We start from the raw sequence: 17,023 nt of genomic DNA, 5'->3' as shown, positions 1-17,023 counted from the left end.
GGGGCGCCGCGTGTGCGGCGCCCCTCCGCCGTGTGCCGGTGGCTCAGCCGAAGGCTTTCACGGCCTGGTAGTAGGTCCACGCCGTGCTGTCGCAGGCGCTCTTGGAGGCGCCGCTGTAGCCGGCGCACACGCGCTTGAGGTCTTCGTAGAAGGCGCTGTCCAGACGGGACTTGTTCGCGTTGAACGTGCCCAGGGCCTTGTAGTTGCGGTAGCCGAAGTCATGCCGCGCACAGGACGTGGAGAACGGGAAGCCGAAGGGGTTGTCCGGGGACGTGGAGCAGTAGTCGGTGGACCAGTCGAAGCCGTAGGCGGCCCAGGCGGACTGGTTGGAGCGGGCGGCGACCCAGGTGTTGTAGCTGGACGCGGACGTCTGCGTCCAGCTCGACAGCACCTGGGGCTTGTCCGCGGGAGCGGCCTGGGCGGCCGGTGCGAGGACGACGAGAGTCGCGACGGACACGGCCGAGGCGGCGAGAGCGGTGGTGAGTGGGCGGCGCATTTCCACACCTCCATGAGGCTGCGGCCCGCCCGTCGGACCGCAGGTTCATGACAACATGATTGACACCTGAACGGTCGTTTACTCCGTGAGCGCCCGACAGCCCGTCAACTCGCGGTCTTGACAAGGCCGTGGCGCCCCGGCGTCACCACAGGAGGCGTGCGAGGCCGGGGCACCCGCGTGTGGATCCAGGCCCCGTCGGCGACGACGAGGCGGTGCCGGCGGACGCGAAGGACGTGGCACGTCAAGGACGTTGGCCGGGCGGAGGGACCGGTCGAGCGTCACGTGCCCGCGCCCCGTCGACCGGGTGCGGACGAGGGCCTTCCTGCGGCCGAGCGCAGGATGGCGGTCAGCCGCCGGACCCCGGCCGGGGGGCGTGCCCGCGGTTCCTCCAGAGCCGCCGTCGTGCCGGTGGAGAAGTGCTCGACGGGCCCGCCACCCGGCGGCCTGCCGTCACTGGCCCAGTGGGGCGGGCGGTGTGGCCGCGGCGTCCGGCTCGCCCGCGCGGGGCGTGAGCGGCGGGTGCGCGGGCGTGACCCGCTCCTTGGTCAGGGAGGCGGCGATCCCGCGGGCCAGGAGGGGGTCGGCCGGCAGGACGTGCCCAGCGAACCAGCGGGCCGCCGAGGGGTCCGGGGACGGTTCCACGAACTCGGCGCCCGCGTAGTCGTCGAGCGGCGGGTCGTAGATGTACCCGGTCACCACACCGCGGTCGACGAGGCGGTCCACCAGCGCGTCGCGGTCGTGGACCAGCAGCGGGACCCGGAAGAGGGCGGGCGGGCCGTCGTGCGCGGTCCGCTCACGCAGCGCCGGGCTGGCCCAGGTGGTGCCCGCGAGCCGGGAGACGCCGTCCCTGCGGCGGGCGAGGTCGCCGTCGAGCAGGGCCATGCGCAGCCCCAGTTGCCCGCGCACCAGCGCGCCGTGCCGGGCGCGGAAGCCGTGCAGGTCGACCCGGACCCACGGCTCGTACGCGGCGAGGCTGGGGGCGCGCGGGGCGCTGGCGGTGAGGCGGGGGGCGTGCAGGGCCATCCGGAAGTCGTCGCGCTCCAGCAGGCCGAGCCGCTGCATGGTGCGCCACACCGGCCGCACCAGATGGAGGGAGCGGACCGCGGACCGGGCCAGGGGGCGCAGGGTGACGGTCAGGTCGGCCCGCAGCCTGCGCGGGGTGAGCAGGTCGTCGCGCAGCCGTTCCAGTTCGCGCCGGGCGCCCGCGTCCTCGACGGCGAGGAAGCCGCCGGCCGTCGCCGCGACGTGCTTGGAGAGGCTGAACGCGGCGGCCGTGCCGAAGGTTCCGATGGGCTGTCCGTCGACATGGGTGCCGATGGCGTGCGCGGCGTCCTCGATCAGCGGGATGCCGAGCGCCTCGCAGCGGCGCCGCAGCTCGACGACGCGGTCGGGCAGGCCGTACAGGTTGGTGGTCAGGACGGCGTCGATCTCGCGCCAGGTCGACTCCGGCACGGCGTCCGGGTCGATGTTGCCGTCCCAGCGGGAGACGGGCGCCTGCACGGGGCGCAGTCCGGCGGCGAGGACGACGAAGAGGATCACGTCGTCGTTCACCGGGGACATCAGGACGCGTCCACCCGGCCGGCACCAGCGCCGCAGCGCCAGGTAGAGGGCGAGTCGGGCCGAGGGCGTGTAGACGCATTCGCGTCCGATGCGCCGCGTCATCATCGCGGCGAGCCGCGATCCGTACGGCATGGTCACCTCTTCCGTGAGAGCTTCGGCGAAGGTCCGTCCCGGGGCTGGCCGGTGCGGGCTGTCGGATGTCGTGCGCGACCGTCTCGCGGGGGCGGTCCAGGGCGTGTCCGGCCAGGCCCCTGACCCCGGCGGGGTGCGGACGACGGCGGTGGGGCGGGAGGGGGCGGTGCTCAGCGGGTGCGGGCGCCGGTCCCGCGTGCGCGGGACGTGACGGAGGTGCGCAGGCCGCCGGCGGTCTTCAGCAGCCGGTCGGCGGGGTCGCGCAGGGCGGGGTGGGCGAGGACGGTGTTGCGCAGGCCGCGCACGGGTCTGCGCCACATCCGCTGGGCCGCCGCGACCGGGTGGGGGCGCGTCGCGAACCCTTCGGCCACGCGCAGCTCACGGGTCTTGAGCCAGTCCTTGTACTCCTTCTCGCCGCGCCCCATGTCCATGAGGGTGACGCCGTCCCGGCCCGCGGCGTAGGCCATCCGCAGGTGCATCATCAGGCCGGGCGAGTAGTACGCGAACTCGGGGTCGTACGCGGTGAACCAGGCGGCGAGCACCGTGCGCGAACGGGGCCCGAAGTGTGCGGCGACGGGCCGGTCCCCGGCGTACACCACGGACAGGATGCCGGTGAAGTGGTCCTCGCGGACGTGGAAGAGGTGGTCGACGAGGCCGACGATCCACGGTCGGGAGAACCGGTCCATCCGCCCTGTCCTGCGGTACTGGGCGGACTTCCAGCGCATGAGGGTGCGCAGTACGCGCGGGTCGCGTTCGTCGTACACGAACCGGACCTCGCCCGCGTCCCGGCCGAGCCGGCGCTCCTTCTTCAGCGTCGTCCTGGCCTGCCCCGGATAGGTGGCCCGCAGCCAGGCCGGATAGTCGCCCTCGGCGGGCTTCAGGTCCAGCACGGGCGAGGCGAAGGTGCCGGTGACGTACGGCGCGAACGGCCGCTGCTCCTCGACGAGGTGGTCGAACTCGAAGACGGACAGGCCGCACGCCCGCAGCAGTTGACGGGTGTCCCAGGTGACGCCGGGCCGGTGCACCAGTGCCTGGCAGTCGGACAGCCCGAGGCCGATGGCCCGGCCCACGCCCAGGGCGTTGCGTTCGTACGGGAGGAAGCCGACGGCCTCCCCCCGCCGGTGCAGGACGGCCACCCGCGCGCCCGCGCGGTACCGGCCCACACCGAGCGCGAACTCCGGTGACAGGAACGGGTTGGCGTACTCCGGCGACTCGTCCATGGCCCGGTGCCACGCCTCGCGCAGCGGGCCGCTCAGGTCCTCGGGTCTGTGAATGGTGATGGCGTTCGTGGATCGCATGGCGACCGCTCCCCCCAGATGTCCCCCCGGACGCGCTTGCGGGCGCGTCGCCACCGTCTCCCCCGATGTCGAACTTCGTGGCGAGGATCAAACGTGGCGAAGCAGTACGCACACTGTCAAGGTAGGTGAAGAATCCTTTAGCAGCGCTTGGGGTCGGCCGCCGCCGGGCCCGTACGTCCCGGCGGTGTGCGTTCAGCCGGCCTGACCGGCGATGTTCACCATCCAGGTGGTGCCGAACCGGTCCGTGCACATGCCGAAGACGTCGCCCCACATCTGCTTCTCCAGCGGCACGCCCACCGTGGCGCCGTCGGACAGCTTCTCCCAGTACCCGCGCAGCTCAGCCTCGTCGTCGCCGCTCAGGCTCACCGCGATGTTGTTGCCGGGGCGGTAGTCGTCCGTGGGGGTGTCGGCGCCCATGAGGGTGAAGCCGCTCGGGGTCTCCAGCCTGCCGTGCATGATCTTGTCCGCCAGGGGGGAGTCCTTCTGGCCGAACGCCGCGTAGGTGTTGACGTCGAGGGTGCCGCCGAAGACCTGCTGGTAGAACTCCAGCGCCTGGCGGGCGTCGCCGGCGAACATGATGTACGGGTTGAGTCGCGAGGCCATGATTCCTCCTGGAGTGAGGGAGCACACTCCGAGGAACGTAGCGCGGGCCACTGACAGCGGCCCGCGCTCACGGCCGTACGGGGCACGCGACCGGCTACAGGGTGCGCTCCATGCGCTCCGCGACCAGCTTCACGAACCGCGCGGGGTCCTTGGCCTGGCCGCCCTCGGCGAGTACCGCCAAGGTGTGCAGGAGTTCGGCGGACTCGGCGAGGCGCGTACGGTCGTCGTCGTTCTTGAACGCCTGGTTCATGCCCTTGACCAGCGGGTGGTCGGCGTTGAGCTCCAGGATGCGCTTGGTGCGCGGCACCTCCTGGCCCATGGCGCGGTACATCTGCTCCAGGGCCGGGGTCAGGTCCTTCGCGTCCGACACGACGCAGGCGGGCGAGACCGTCAGCCGGGTCGACAGCCGGACCTCCTTGATGTCCTCCTCCAGCCGCTCCCGCATCCAGCCGAGCAGTCCGGCGTAGTCCTCGGCCTGCTTCTCCCGCTCCTCGTCGGCCTTCTCGTCGCCCTTGGCGTCCAGGTCGATCTCGCCCTTGGTGACGGACCGCAGCTTCTTGCCCTGGTACTCGCCGACGGCGTCGACCCACACCTCGTCGACGGGGTCGGTGAGCAGCAGCACCTCGATGCCTTTGTCCCGGAACGCCTCCATGTGCGGGGAGTTCTCGATGCTCTGCCGGGACTCGCCGGTGATGTAGTAGATGTCCTTCTGGTCGTCGCCCATCCGTTCGACGTACTGCGCCAGAGTGGTCGGCTCGTCCTCGGAGCGGGTGGTGGCGAAGGAGGCCACGGCGAGGATGGCCGCGCTGTTCTCGGAGTCGGTGACCAGGCCCTCCTTGAGGACGGTGCCGAACTCCCGCCAGAACGTGGCGTAGCGCTCGCCGTCCTTGGTCATGATCTCCTTGACCGTGGAGAGCACCTTCTTGGTGAGCCGGCGCTGCATCATCCGGATGTGCCGGTCCTGCTGGAGGATCTCGCGGGAGACGTTCAGGGAGAGGTCGGCCGCGTCCACGACGCCCTTGACGAACCGCAGGTAGGGCGGGAGCAGTGCCTCGCAGTCGTCCATGATGAACACGCGCTTCACGTACAGCTGGACACCGCGCTTGTAGTCGCGGGAGAACAGGTCGTACGGGGCGTGCGAGGGCAGGAACAGCAGGGACTGGTACTCGAAGGTGCCCTCGGCCTGGAGGCGGATGGTCTCCAGCGGTTCGCGCCAGTCGTGGCTGATGTGCTTGTACAGCTCGTGGTACTCGTCGTCGGTGACCTGGTCGCGCGAGCGCGCCCACAGGGCCTTCATCGAGTTCAGCGTCTCCGGCTCGGGCGTGCCGTCGCCGTCGGCGGTCTCCGGGGCCATGCGGATCGGCCAGGTGATGAAGTCCGAGTACCGCTTGACGATCTCCCGGATCTTCCACGGCGAGGTGTAGTCGTGGAGCTGGTTCTCCGGGTCGGCGGGCTTCAGGTGCAGGGTGACGGAGGTGCCCTGGGGGGCGTCCTCGACCCTCTCCAGCGTGTACGTGGCCTCGCCTCGCGACGACCAGCGGGTGCCGTGGGCCTCGCCGGCCCGCCGGGTCACCAGGGTCATCTCGTCGGCCACCATGAAGCCGGAGTAGAAGCCGATGCCGAACTGGCCGATCAGGCCTTCGGCGCCCTTCTCGTCCTCGGCCTCCCGCAGCTCCTTGAGGAAGGTGGCGGTGCCGGAGTTGGCGATGGTGCCGATGAGCCGTCCGACCTCGTCGTACGACATCCCGACGCCGTTGTCCCGCACGGTGAGGGTGCGGGCCTCCTTGTCGACGTCGATCGCGATGTGCAGGTCGGACACATCGGCGTCGAGCGTGTCGTCCCGCAGCTTGTCCAGGCGCAGCTTGTCGAGCGCGTCGGAGGCGTTGGAGACGAGTTCGCGGAGGAAGACATCCTTGTTCGAGTAGACCGAGTGGATCATCAGCTGCAGCAGCTGACGGGCCTCTACCTGGAACTCAAACGTCTCGGTCGGCATGGTTCGCGACTACCTCACAGGTTCGTTCACCGGAACTGGTAGCAGTCACTGTAGGACACGAGGCCGGCGCGGAGAGCAGGACCGTGGGACGTCCCCGGGCCGCTCAGACGAGGTGGGCGAAGACGACGAGGTTGGCGGTGTAGTCCCTGACCTGGCGGTCGTAGTCGCCCGCGCAGGTGATGAGCCGGACCTGGGCGCCGGGGGTGTCCTCGTACACGCGCTCGCTCGGGAAGCTGTCCTTGTCGTAGGTCTGTGTCTCGTCGACCTCGAAGACGGCCTTGCGCCCGTCGGCGCGCCGCACCTCGAAGCGGTCCCCCTTCGCCAGCTGGTACAGGTTGGCGAAGACGGCGGCGGACGTGGCCGTGTCGACGTGTCCGGCGATGATCGACGTCCCCGTCTCGCCGGGCGAGGCCCCCTTCGCGTACCAGCCGACGAGGTTGGTGTCGTGGGCGGGCGGGGGTTCGAGGCGTCCGCCGGCACCGATGGCGAGGTCGGTGAAGGGGGCGTCGACCGAGATCTTCGGGATGCGCAGGCGCACCGGGCGGGACCTGGGCAGGTGCTTGCCCCCGGGGCGCGCGTCGGGTCCGTCGGGCTCGGCCGTCGCGGGCGCGGAGGAGGCGGCGGCGGGCGGGGCGTGGGGAGCGCCGACACCCCGGCTCCCCTCGTTCCGGCCGCCGGAGAACACCGTGACGAGGACGGTGGCGGCGATGGCGGTCCAGAACACCACGGCCACACGTCGCGTCCGCCGCGAGTGCGCGGACGGGGCGTCGGGACCGGCCGGGTCGGGCTGGGGGACGGAGGGACGGCCGGCGTCCATCGGGGAACCACCTCACTGGGACGGGCAGCGGACTGGCTGGGGGGCGGGCGGGGCCGCCGCGACGCGCAGGGCGCGTGCGGCGGCCTCGACGGACCGGGTCGGATCGGGTGCGGCTCAGGCCACGGACCCGGCGACCTTCTTGCGGCGCATCGCGTACATGCCGGCGCCCGCGACCCCGAGGACGGCCAGGCCGGCGGTCGTCACACCGGGCGTGGCGAGGCCGCCGCCGCCGGTGTGCATCCCGCCGCGCGGCTTGCCGTGGTCACCGCCGCCGCCCCACGACTCCTCCTCGTGGTCGCCGCCCCAGGAGTCCTCGCCGTGGTCACCGCCGCCCCACGAGTCGCCCTTCTCCTCGGACTTCCAGTCCTTGCCGTGGTCTTCCTTGTTCCGGTAGCTGTCCGGGTCGTGCTTGGGGTTGTCGCCGCCCCAGTCGTCGCCGTTCATGACGGAGGCGAGCGCTCCGCCACCCGTGTGGACCCCGCCGCGCGGACCGTCGTGCTTGCCCTCCTTGTCGTGCTCCTTGCTGTGAGACTGGTCGTGCTCCTCGGACTTGCCGTGGTCCTCGGACTTGCCGTGGTCCTCGGACTTGCCGTGCTCTTCGGACTTGCCGTGGTCCTCGGACTTGTGCTCCTTGCTGTGGGCCGTGTCGTCGTTGTTGTCCCAGTCACCGGTGGTGACGGCGTGAGCGGCGGGTGCGATCGCCAGCGCGGCCGTGGCCGTCGCGGTGGCGAGCAGCATGCGAACAGGGCGCATAAGTGAGTCCTCCCGTCACGGCCTGGGCGGCTGACGCTTCATCACCACTGGAGCCAGGCCTTGACGTGATCCACCGTCAGCCATGTCCACCGGCGGCACCATTCGAAGCGATCACATGGGTTACCCGCACACCCTGACGGCCGAATGAGCGGGCGCCCGCGCCCCTGTGACCAGGGGCATCCCACCGTGGGTGTTCGGATCACCCGGAAGTGGTGAGAGGCGGGGGATGCCGACGTCCAGTGACCGTACCGTTCTGCCTCCGGGAGCCGGCGGCTCCCGGGCGGGGGCCGCGCGCGCCGCCCGGGAGGCGGTGTGGTGAGCCGGGCGGCCGAGGCCGTTCCAGAGCGCTCCGCACCGCCTCGACCTGCGGTTTCCCGACAGCGTGACGCCTTCTTCGACCATGCCGAGTACGCGGCGATCGTGCTGGTGGCGGTGGGGCACGCCTGGGAACCGCAGCGGTACGGCGGCCGGACCGTCGACGCGCTGTGCATGCTCTTGTACGCCTTTCACATGCCGGCCTTCATCACCGTTAGGGCTACTTGTCGCGGACCTTTGAAGCCCGTCCGGAGCAGCTGAAACGGCTGGTCAGGGGTCTGCTCGTGCCGTACGTGGTCTTCGAGCCGGCCTACCCCCTCTTCACCCGGTGGACGGACGGGGAGCCCGACCGGCCGCTCAGCCTGCTGGACCCCCGGTATCCGACGTGGTTCCTGGTGGCGCTGTCCGTGTGGCGGCTCACGGCGCCGCTGTGGCGACGGCTTCGGTACGCCGTTCCGGTGGCGCTCGTCGTGGCGATGCCGGCCACGCGCTTTCCGGGCCTGGGGGCCGGGGCGGCGGACGTGGTGCACGGTGCTGGGCACGGGCCCCCTGTTCGGCCATCTGCTGCACGGCTTCGTCGCCCGGGCGGCCGGGCACTTCGGCTGGTACGACCCGGCGTGGGTCCACGGGCCGCTCAGGGCGCTGGTCGTGACCGCTTGGCGGCGGCCGTGGTGACGCTGCAGGGCACGCCGCCTGTGCGGCGTGCCCTGCGCCCGCTGGTCGAGCCGCGGACGGCATGGCTGTTCCGGCGGGAGGCGGCGGAGCGGGGCGGGGGCCGGGGCGCGCCCGCACGTGGCTGAGCCGTGCGGGGGTCAGGGCTCGCGCACCAGTGACGCGACGTGGGCGGTGACCGTGTCGAGGATTCCGGTCCAGGCGGCGTCGTCACCGAGCACCAGGTAGTTCAGGGTCAGTCCGTCGGTCATGGCCGCCAGATAGCGGGCGAGGACCGGGACGGGCACCCGCAGGCGCAGGCCCATCGTGTCGTGCAGCTGGTCGATCAGCTCGGTGTAGGTGGCGGCGTACAGCTCGTACTGGCGCCGGGCCAGGCGCTCGAAGCCGGGCCGGCGCAGGGCGTACTGGGTGAGCTCGTAGGTGAGCATGTGCTCGTCCGGGTGTGCGCGGACGTGGTCCCAGTACGCCTGGAAGCCCGCGCGGACGGTGTCCTCGAGGGTCGCGCGGGGGCGCAGGGCCTCCTTCACCAGCCGTACGTAGTGGCCGGTGATGGTGGTGATGACGGACTCGATCAGCTCCTGCTTGGAGTCGAAGCAGTAGTGGAACACGCTCAGCGAGACACCCGCCTCGGCGGCGATGGACCGGGTCGTCGTCCGGGGGACGCCGTCCCGGGCCATCGCTCTGATCGCCGCCTCGGTGAGCTGTCGCCGCCGCTCCGCGGACGGCAGTCGTGCCATGGAGACCCTCTCGTGGGTGTCAGCCGCTGTGGACGCCCACCTCGTAGAGGGAGTACCCCCAGTCGGTGCCCCGGTCCAGGCCCTGGACGCGGACGTACCGGGCCGGTGTCCCGGCGAATCTCGCGGTGTCGAGGCCGCCGTCGCCGGACGTCGTGGACCAGGCGGTGCGCCAGGTGGAGCCGTCGGTGGACAGGTCGACGCGGTACGCCTTGCCGTACGCCCGCTCCCAGTCGAGGGTGACCCGTCCGACCAGCTGGGTGGAGCCGAGGTCGACCGTGAGCCACTGGTCGTCGCTCCAGTCGCTGGCCCAGCGGGTGCTCCCGTCGCCGTCGACGGCCCGGCCGGGCTGGTAGCTGGTGAACAGGCTCCACTCCGACGAGCTGGCCGTCGTCGTCGCTCCGCGCGCGAGGTTCGTCCCGGCCGCGTGCCGTTCGGAGGCGGCCCAGGTGCCGAGGTAGGACTCGGCACCGCGGAACAGGTCGTCCACGGTGTCCTGGCCGCCGACGCGCCGGATGTCCTCGATCCAGTCCGGGACGAGTCCGTAGTGGGAGGCCCCGTCGGTGTTGATGTCCCAGGTGCGCTCGCCGGTGCTCTGACGGTCGATGACGGAGCCGCCGTCGACGCTGCGGAAGGGGTAGGTCACCTTGTCGGGTGCGTCCGCGCCGCGCGGGGCCGGCCAGCCGCCGACGCCGTTCATGTCGGTCCCGTAGCCGTAGCCGACGCCGTACTTGTCGCGCAGCGCCTCGGTGCGCCTCGCCTCCGCGACGAACTGCTCGGAACCGTTCATGTACTGGGCGGTGAAGCCGCCGAGACCGTAGACGCGTTCGGTCCACTCCCGGTCCATCCAGCTGTGCGAGGACAGGATGCCGGGGTAGGAGGCGGACTCGAAGATGTCGAGGACGCGGCCGGCGGACTTGACGCTCATGTGGTCGACCTCGAGCATCATCTTGCGTTTCATCATGCCCCGGACGGCGTATTCGCCGAGGGCGGTGAGCCCGCGGACGTTGCACTGGGCGTCGGCGCTGTACGAGGGGACATTGGTGCCGGCCGGGAGCTTCTTCTCGGCCTCGGCCGCCGTCGCGTTGCCGATCGGGTTGTCGTGCTGCGGGCCGGCGCACTTCTCGGTCTTCCAGAAGGTGCCGGTGGACAGGAACTGACCCACGTTGATGGCGGTGCCGAGCGTGCCCGAGTCGAAGCGGACCCCGCAGAGCGCGTTGTCGAACTTGTGGCACAGGAACATGCTGCGCACGCCCAGTGCGTGGAGTTCGTCCAGGCCCTTGTCGATGTCCTCCTGGTCGCACTGCGCGATGTCGAGGATCTGTTTGCAGCCGAACGGCTCGGACGTCTCGACGCCGAGGACGACCGCTAGCTTGCCCTGCTGGATGACCTGGCGGGCCTGTCCGCTGTCGGTGACGATCCGGAACCAGCCCTTTCCGGGACCGCCGTACATCCGGTCGATGTACGCCTGGAGGTCGTACGTCAGCTTCGCCTGGAGCCGGATGGACGTCATCTCGTCGCAGGAGCGGTCCTTGAAGAAGTACACGGAGCAGATCACGCCGTTGGTGACGAGGTCGTTGACGAGGACGCGCTGCCCGCCCCGCCAGGCCCGTTCGATCCAGGCGTAGTAGTTCTGCTGGTGGGTCAGCGAGTCGTGGGCCGGCCAGTCCTTGAAGGTGGGCCAGCCGACCGGGTCGTGCCGGCCGTCGCCGCCCTTGGTGATGAAGTCGAAGACGGCGAGCGAGCCGTCGGGGTAGTGCTCCGGGCAGTCCTTGAGGGCGTCCGCCACGCCCTTGTCGGAGAAGGGCTTGCCGCAGATCAGGCGCCCGCCGAAGGCCTCGTTGGCGAAGATGTGGTCGTGGGCGTCGACGAAGCCGCGCACGTCGCCGCGGGCGTCGGTGCCGGTGAAGGGCTCGCCGGTCACCCCGATGCCGGAGTCCGGCGCGGGCCTGGCCGTGGGGTTCCACCAGTCGGTGCCGGCCGAGGCGCTCGGGGTGGGACCGAGCGCGAGGGACAGCACGAGCAGGAGGAGCGACACCACGGTGACGTTCTTGCGTCTGCGGTACGGGCGTCCGGCACTGGTCACGGCCCACGTCCCTCGGTCGGCGACGGCGCGAGGCCGCGTTGTCATGACCTCGCTCAATGTGCGACGAGGATCGCGAGTACCGCCGAACGAGTCAAGAGTCCGGGACGGATGACCTGCTCGCGTCGCCGACGGGGACTCGGCGCTTCACCCCGAGTGGCTGACGCGGATCTTGGACTGCCCGTGCGGGAGCCGTTCCCAGTCCGTCATGAAGCGGGCCCGCAGCCCGTGCTTCTCGGCCAGTGCCAGCAGGGTCTCGGTGCGGTAGTAGAAGTCCTCCCGCAGGACCTGGTGCTCCTGGCCCTCGGTGCGGTCGAAGGTGAAGTCGAACCAGCCTCCCGGCGCCAGCACCCGTCCGATGTGGGCGAGGCACTGGTCGATGACGGGCAGCGGCGAGTGCGAGAAGACGCTGTGGGCGTGCACCACGTCGAAGTGGGCGTCGGGCAGGAACGCCAAACTGAGGTCGCGCACGGGGGTGAGGGTCGGCAGCCGCGCCTGCAGGCCCATCTCCACGACGGTGTCCTGGGCGGCGAACAGGATGTCGGGTGAGATGTCGATGCCGTAGTAGTGGCCCGGCTCCAGATGGCGGATGAACCGCCAGCCGCCGCGCAGGTTGCCGCAGCCGATCTCCAGCATCCGGTGCTCGGGGCGCAGACCGTGGCCGACCAGGTAGTCGAACTGCATCGCGCCGAGCGCCAGCCACCGCTCCCGGTTCGCGCTGCCGACGGCCGCGTCCGGGTCGGCACGGGTGTCGGAGCGCATCACGGCCCGGTAGTAGGAGACGTGGTCCCGGTGGCGGCGCCGCAGCCACAGGTCGCGGGCCGAGCGGACCAGATGGCGGGGCACGCGTTCGGGGTGGTGCAGGGCGTAGCGGAGGCGATGGCCGAGAGCGGCGCGGTTGGCGGTGAGGTTCTTGGCCGGCATGGGGTTCGTGCCTCCCTGGGTTCGCGTTACCACCGAGGATGCGCACTGTGGCGGCGGTGCGCCACAGGGGCGACTCCTGGCACGGGCGCCCCACGCGCGGCGAGAGCCCGTCGGCGGCTCGAACGCCCCTGTGCCGTAGGGCTGTTCCTGCATTACCGTGGTTCCGTCGCGAATATGACATAGCCATGTCAAGAAGGCGGAGGGTGGCCGTGCGCGGTTCCTTGGTGAGGGCGGCGTTCGCCGCGGTGATCCTCGTGGCTCCGGTCGCGGTCGTGCCCGGGGCCCGGGCCGCGGTGGAGCCCGCCGTCGAGGCGTCCGTCTCCCCCGCGCCCGTGGCGGAGGACTGGACGCCGCCGCTGAGCACCCGGGGCCGCTGGATCGTCGACGCGGACGGCGACCGGTTCAGGCTGCGGTCCGGCAACTGGCACGGCGCGAGCGGCACGTGGAACGGCTCGGGCGACGTGGCGGACGACGCGAACCACCACGCCGGCGAGAACTCCGGCCGGATCCCCCTCGGTCTCGACCGCGCGCCGATGGCCGAGATCATCGCGGGTTTCCAGGAGATCGGCATCAACAGCGTGCGGCTGCCCTTCTCCAACGAGATGGTCCACGACACCCGTCCCGTGACGGACGACGCCGTCGCCGCCAACCCCGGCCTGCGCGGGAGGACCCCGCTGCAGGTGTACGACGCGGTGGTGCGCGCGCTCACCGACGCACGGCTCGCGGTGATCCTGAACAACCACACCAACACCACCCGGTGGTGCTGCGGGGTCGACGGCAACGAACGCTGGAACGCGAGCCGTTCGACCGCCGACTGGGAGGAGGACTGGCTGTTCATGGCCCGCCGGTACCGGGACAACCCCCGGGTGGTCGGCGCCGACCTGTACAACGAGGTGCGCCGCTCGGTGTGGGACGACCCCAACTGGGGTCTCGGCGACGACCACGACTGGTTCGCCGCCTCCCAGCGCGTCGGCGACCGCATCCTCCTGGAGGCGAACCCGGACCTGCTCATCGTGGTCGAGGGCATCAACTGGACCGGCGTCCCCGTCGACGGCCTGCCGCACGAGCGCCCCACCCTGGAACCCGCCCGGCAGCTCTCGCACACACTCGTCGACTCCGGCAAGCTCGTCTACTCGGCCCACTTCTACGACTACACGGGCCCCCGGCACAGCGGCGCCACCGGCATCGGCGAGACCAGCGACCCCCGCTACCGCGACCTGAGCCCCGACGACCTCGTCGCCGTGCTGAACCGCCAGGCCTTCTTCGTCTCCGCCGAGCAGGACCAGCACTTCACCGCTCCCCTGTGGATCAGCGAGTTCGGGGTCGGGGGCCGGGCGGAGACGGCCGCGAAGCCGCGCGCCTGGTTCGAGAACTTCGTGGACCAGCTCATCCGCGCCGACGCCGACTTCGCGTTCTGGCCGCTCGTCGGCTGGCACGAGAACCGCGGCGGCAACGGCTGGGCCCTGCTGCACTGGGACGCCGCGGGGCACCGGATGGGGGTGTACGACGGCGACGACTGGCGCGCCCCGGCGTGGCGGCGGCTCGTCGGGGCCCGCGGGCGTACCGGACCGGTGGCCAGGACCGCCGAGTGGTCCCAGCTCAGCCCCGACCACGGCGACTTCGTCCAGTCCCGGCGGATGCGCGCGCTGCCCGACTTCGACCCGGGAGCCCGCAAGGCCGTCTGCCCCGACGGGCAGCGGCTGCTCGGCCTCGCCCACACCGGGAACCGCGGACTGTGCTCGGACGTGACCACGGGCGCCCTGGGCGGTCCCGCCCTCGGGCACGAGGTGGTGCGCGACGAACGGCACGTCCGGCCCGGCGGCGACTGGGCGTCCGGGTACACCAAACTGCAGTGCGCCGAGGGGCAGTTCCTCGCCGGGTACAGCGTGCGCGGGGCGGCGGTCTCGGCCGCCCTGTGCGCGACCGCCCCGGCCGGGACGCTCGGCGCGGGCGGCCGTACGGTCTGGTTCGACCGGGGGGACGCGCGCGGGGCGGCGCCCGAGGGGGGCGACTTCGCGTACGGCCGCTACAAGGGGCAGTGCGCCGACGGCGAGTACGCGGCCGGGATCGCGTACACCGGCCGGATCGGCTCGGCCCGGACCCCGGACGCGCTGTACTGCCGTCCCCTGGCTAGAGGTTGATCATGTGCCCGGACAGGCCGTGCACCGCCTCCTGCAGGGCCTCGCCGAGGGTCGGGTGGGCGTGGACGTTGCGGGCGACCTCGTGGACGGTGAGGTCCCACTGCTGGGCCAGGGTCAGTTCGGGCAGCAGCTCGGTGACGTCCGGGCCGATGAGGTGCCCGCCGAGGAGTTCGCCGTACTTCGCGTCGCTGATCAGCTTGACGAAGCCGGTGGCGTCGCCGAGGCCGTGCGCCTTGGCGTTCGCCGTGAACGGGAACTTCGCCACCTTCACGTCGAATCCCCGCTCGCGGGCCTGTGCCTCGGTCCAGCCGAAGCTGGCGATCTGCGGCCGGCAGTAGGTGGCGCGCGGGATCATCGTGTAGTCGAGCTCCATCGTCTCGGCGTCCGCGATGGTCTCGGCGGCGACGACACCCATCGCCTCGGCGGCGTGCGCGAGCATCAGCTTCGCCGTCACGTCCCCGATGGCGAAGATGTGCGGGACGGACGTACGGCAGCGGCCGTCGATGTCGATGGCGCCGCGGTCCGTGACCCGCACACCGGTGTTCTCCAGGCCGTAGCCGGAGACGTTGGGGGCGAAGCCGATCGCCTGGAGCACCTTGTCGGCCTCCAGCACCTGCTGCGCGCCGTCCTTGCCGGTGACGGTCACACGCACCTGCTCACCGGACTCGTCGACGGCGTCGACCCGGGTGGAGGTGAGCACGTCGATGCCGAGCCGGCGGTACTGCTTGGCGAGCTCGGCGGAGACCTCGGCGTCCTCCAGCGGGACCATCCGGTCCAGGAACTCGACGATGGTGACCTTCACGCCGTAGTTGTGCAGCACGTAGGCGAACTCCACGCCGATCGCTCCGGCGCCGGCGATGAGGATCGACCGGGGCAGCTCGTCGGTGAGGATCTGCTCCTCGTAGGTCACCACGCGGTCGCTGCGCCGGGTGCCGGGCAGCAGCCTGGTCGTGGCGCCGGTGGCGATGACGCAGTGGTCGAAGCCGATGGTCCGGGTGGAGCCGTCGGAGCCGGCCACCTGGAGGGTGTGCGGGTCGAGGAACGTGCCGCGGCCGTCGAGCTCCGTGATCTTGTTCTTCTTCATCAGGTAGTGGACGCCCTTGACCCGGCCGTCGGCCACCTTGCGACTGCGCCGGAACGCCTCGCCGTAGTCGAAGCTGATCTCCCCGTCGCTCCTGATGCCGAAGGTCTTCGCCTCGCGGGTGACGATGTGCGCCAGTTCGGCGTTGCGCAGCAGCGCCTTGGTGGGGATGCAGCCCACGTTGAGGCAGACGCCTCCCCAGTACTTCTCCTCCACGACCGCGACCCGCTTGCCCAGCTGCGCGGCACGGACCGCGGCGACGTAGCCGCCGGGTCCGGCGCCGAGGACCACGACGTCGAAGCGATCGTCCTGCTCGACCATGGGGAGTTCCCTCCTGAGTGCCACCAACTGCTCCTGCCGGTGCCGGGCGCGCCGGGACGGCGGCCGGCTCCTACCAGCATGACCTCAGGCGCGCGGTTTCGCGGCGTCACCGTCACGTGACGGTGATCTCAGGCGGGGTCCACGCGTCAGCCGAGGCAGAGCAGGTCGAGCACGCAGAGCTGCGCGGGCGAGGTGTCCTGCGGTGCCTGGGGGTTGTTAGGCGCCGGGGCGGCGCCGGTGCCGGTGTCGTCCGTGGGGGCGGGGTCCGGCGCCTGCTGCTGCCCGCCGGACGGGTTGCCGCCGCCGGTGCCGGGTGCCGTGGTGGCGGGCGGGGAGGACGGCTGTGTGCGGGGCGCCTCGGGGGTGGCCGGACGCGGGGTGGAGGCGGCGTCCGGGCGGGTGATGCGGCGGGTGGTGGTGTGCGAGGAGGACAGGGGTTCCCGCGCCACGTCGGTGGTCGACGGCCGTGCGGCCGGGGTGCTGCCGCGCGGGTCCCCGGGGTCGTCGGAGGGGGCGGTCGTCGCCGGGTCCTCGGGCTCGGTGTGCGGCTCTCCGGACAGGCCGATGTGCGGCTGTTCGGGTGCGGTGGCCGCCTGGGCCCGGTCGCCGGACTGGCGGTCCAGGGAGGTGAGGGTGAGTCCGCCGCCGACCAGGGCCACGGCGGTGGCGACCACGGCCCGGCGCTGGTTCTTCTTCCAGCGGGCCCGCTGGCGCCGCCGGGCCGCCCGGCCCTGGGGCGCGGCGGTCACGGCCTCGGCGCCCTCGACGCCCTCGAGCAGGTCCGGGTCGTCCTCGGCCGGGTCCCCCGCACGCGCGGTGCCGTCGTGGAAGGAGGCGTCGAACCATGGCCCGGTGTCCACCGGCCCGCCGGACGCCTGCCCGCCGGACGCCTGCCCGCCGGACGCGGCCGGGCCCGGCGTGGCCGGCCGGGCGGGACCCGCGGCGGTGGGGGCGATGTCCGGGGCGTAGGCGCCGCACCCGGGGCACACGAGAGCCCCGTTGAGGTGCCGGCGGCACGAGGAGCAGTAGTCCATCGGTGGTCTTCCTGGGTTGCCTGCGCCATCGGGTTCAGCCGCGGCCTGGTCGTGTTCGCGCCGGGG

13 protein-coding genes and 1 pseudogene are annotated in these 17,023 nt (G+C 71.8%); 2 read left to right on the top strand and 12 right to left on the bottom strand.

The window, feature by feature from the left end; genetic code table 11:
• Positions 1-43: 43 nt before the first annotated feature.
• The 7 genes from ABZ899_RS22385 to ABZ899_RS22355 form a co-directional block, all read right to left on the bottom strand.
• Positions 44-496, bottom strand: a complete 453-nt coding sequence (locus ABZ899_RS22385) for a phospholipase (RefSeq protein WP_361348822.1) — start codon at positions 494-496, stop codon at positions 44-46.
• Between the two features lie 450 nt (positions 497-946).
• Complete coding sequence (locus ABZ899_RS22380) at positions 947-2,188, bottom strand: DegT/DnrJ/EryC1/StrS family aminotransferase (RefSeq protein WP_361348819.1); 1,242 nt, start codon at positions 2,186-2,188, stop codon at positions 947-949.
• 170 nt (positions 2,189-2,358) lie between these two features.
• Positions 2,359-3,486 (bottom strand): GNAT family N-acetyltransferase, encoded by a 1,128-nt coding sequence (locus ABZ899_RS22375; protein WP_361348817.1) that lies wholly within the window; start codon positions 3,484-3,486, stop codon positions 2,359-2,361.
• Positions 3,487-3,678: 192 nt separating this feature from the next.
• Complete coding sequence (locus tag ABZ899_RS22370; protein ID WP_361348814.1) at positions 3,679-4,089, bottom strand: VOC family protein; 411 nt, start codon at positions 4,087-4,089, stop codon at positions 3,679-3,681.
• A 94-nt stretch (positions 4,090-4,183) separates the two neighbouring features.
• The gene (gene htpG, locus ABZ899_RS22365) at positions 4,184-6,082 is read right to left on the bottom strand and encodes a molecular chaperone HtpG (protein ID WP_361348811.1); all 1,899 of its coding nucleotides are present in this window, start codon (positions 6,080-6,082) and stop codon (positions 4,184-4,186) included.
• 103 nt (positions 6,083-6,185) lie between these two features.
• The gene (locus ABZ899_RS22360; protein ID WP_361348808.1) at positions 6,186-6,899 is read right to left on the bottom strand and encodes a class F sortase; all 714 of its coding nucleotides are present in this window, start codon (positions 6,897-6,899) and stop codon (positions 6,186-6,188) included.
• Between the two features lie 114 nt (positions 6,900-7,013).
• A complete protein-coding gene (locus ABZ899_RS22355) occupies positions 7,014-7,652 on the bottom strand; it encodes a hypothetical protein (RefSeq protein ID WP_361348806.1) in 639 nt (212 codons plus the stop codon).
• Positions 7,653-7,967: 315 nt separating this feature from the next.
• Here ABZ899_RS22355 and ABZ899_RS22350 point away from each other — a divergent pair.
• Positions 7,968-8,767: pseudogene (locus ABZ899_RS22350) on the top strand (acyltransferase family protein).
• Positions 8,768-8,779: 12 nt separating this feature from the next.
• On the opposite strand, the gene ABZ899_RS22345 reads toward ABZ899_RS22350, so the two are convergent.
• The 3 genes from ABZ899_RS22345 to ABZ899_RS22335 form a co-directional block, all read right to left on the bottom strand.
• On the bottom strand, positions 8,780-9,376 hold the full coding sequence (locus ABZ899_RS22345) for a TetR/AcrR family transcriptional regulator (protein WP_361348803.1): 597 nt from the start codon (positions 9,374-9,376) through the stop codon (positions 8,780-8,782).
• A gap of 19 nt (positions 9,377-9,395) precedes the next feature.
• Positions 9,396-11,459 carry a discoidin domain-containing protein gene (locus ABZ899_RS22340; protein ID WP_361348800.1) on the bottom strand — a complete coding sequence of 688 codons (2,064 nt, stop codon included), beginning with the start codon at positions 11,457-11,459 and terminating at the stop codon, positions 9,396-9,398.
• A 144-nt stretch (positions 11,460-11,603) separates the two neighbouring features.
• Complete coding sequence (locus ABZ899_RS22335; protein ID WP_361348797.1) at positions 11,604-12,380, bottom strand: class I SAM-dependent methyltransferase; 777 nt, start codon at positions 12,378-12,380, stop codon at positions 11,604-11,606.
• 185 nt (positions 12,381-12,565) lie between these two features.
• Here ABZ899_RS22335 and ABZ899_RS22330 point away from each other — a divergent pair, with 185 nt between their 5' ends.
• Positions 12,566-14,521 carry a cellulase family glycosylhydrolase gene (locus ABZ899_RS22330; RefSeq protein ID WP_361348795.1) on the top strand — a complete coding sequence of 652 codons (1,956 nt, stop codon included), beginning with the start codon at positions 12,566-12,568 and terminating at the stop codon, positions 14,519-14,521.
• Here ABZ899_RS22330 and lpdA read toward each other — a convergent pair.
• Positions 14,511-15,923 carry a dihydrolipoyl dehydrogenase gene (gene lpdA / locus ABZ899_RS22325; RefSeq protein WP_361349238.1) on the bottom strand — a complete coding sequence of 471 codons (1,413 nt, stop codon included), beginning with the start codon at positions 15,921-15,923 and terminating at the stop codon, positions 14,511-14,513. The genes ABZ899_RS22330 and lpdA overlap by 11 nt on opposite strands.
• A 146-nt stretch (positions 15,924-16,069) precedes the next feature.
• Positions 16,070-16,957, bottom strand: a complete 888-nt coding sequence (locus ABZ899_RS22320) for a hypothetical protein (RefSeq protein WP_361348792.1) — start codon at positions 16,955-16,957, stop codon at positions 16,070-16,072.
• Positions 16,958-17,023 lie beyond the last annotated feature (66 nt).

It is taken from the genome of Streptomyces sp. NPDC046859, from assembly GCF_040645135.1.
Lineage (GTDB): Bacteria > Actinomycetota > Actinomycetes > Streptomycetales > Streptomycetaceae > Streptomyces.
The sequence above is the reverse complement of the archived record's forward strand: the minus strand, read 5'-3'. Positions and strand labels throughout refer to the sequence as shown.

What these genes read in the sequence shown, in the direction of transcription:
- ABZ899_RS22385 (WP_361348822.1), bottom strand. Translation starts at nt 496, where the DNA reads ATGCGCCGCCCACTCACCACCGCTCTCGCCGCCTCGGCCGTGTCCGTC.
- ABZ899_RS22380 (WP_361348819.1), bottom strand. Translation starts at nt 2,188, where the DNA reads ATGCCGTACGGATCGCGGCTCGCCGCGATGATGACGCGGCGCATCGGA.
- ABZ899_RS22375 (WP_361348817.1), bottom strand. Translation starts at nt 3,486, where the DNA reads ATGCGATCCACGAACGCCATCACCATTCACAGACCCGAGGACCTGAGC.
- ABZ899_RS22370 (WP_361348814.1), bottom strand. Translation starts at nt 4,089, where the DNA reads ATGGCCTCGCGACTCAACCCGTACATCATGTTCGCCGGCGACGCCCGC.
- htpG (WP_361348811.1), bottom strand. Translation starts at nt 6,082, where the DNA reads ATGCCGACCGAGACGTTTGAGTTCCAGGTAGAGGCCCGTCAGCTGCTG.
- ABZ899_RS22360 (WP_361348808.1), bottom strand. Translation starts at nt 6,899, where the DNA reads ATGGACGCCGGCCGTCCCTCCGTCCCCCAGCCCGACCCGGCCGGTCCC.
- ABZ899_RS22355 (WP_361348806.1), bottom strand. Translation starts at nt 7,652, where the DNA reads ATGCGCCCTGTTCGCATGCTGCTCGCCACCGCGACGGCCACGGCCGCG.
- ABZ899_RS22345 (WP_361348803.1), bottom strand. Translation starts at nt 9,376, where the DNA reads ATGGCACGACTGCCGTCCGCGGAGCGGCGGCGACAGCTCACCGAGGCG.
- ABZ899_RS22335 (WP_361348797.1), bottom strand. Translation starts at nt 12,380, where the DNA reads ATGCCGGCCAAGAACCTCACCGCCAACCGCGCCGCTCTCGGCCATCGC.
- ABZ899_RS22330 (WP_361348795.1), top strand. Translation starts at nt 12,566, where the DNA reads ATGTCAAGAAGGCGGAGGGTGGCCGTGCGCGGTTCCTTGGTGAGGGCG.
- lpdA (WP_361349238.1), bottom strand. Translation starts at nt 15,923, where the DNA reads ATGGTCGAGCAGGACGATCGCTTCGACGTCGTGGTCCTCGGCGCCGGA.
- ABZ899_RS22320 (WP_361348792.1), bottom strand. Translation starts at nt 16,957, where the DNA reads ATGGACTACTGCTCCTCGTGCCGCCGGCACCTCAACGGGGCTCTCGTG.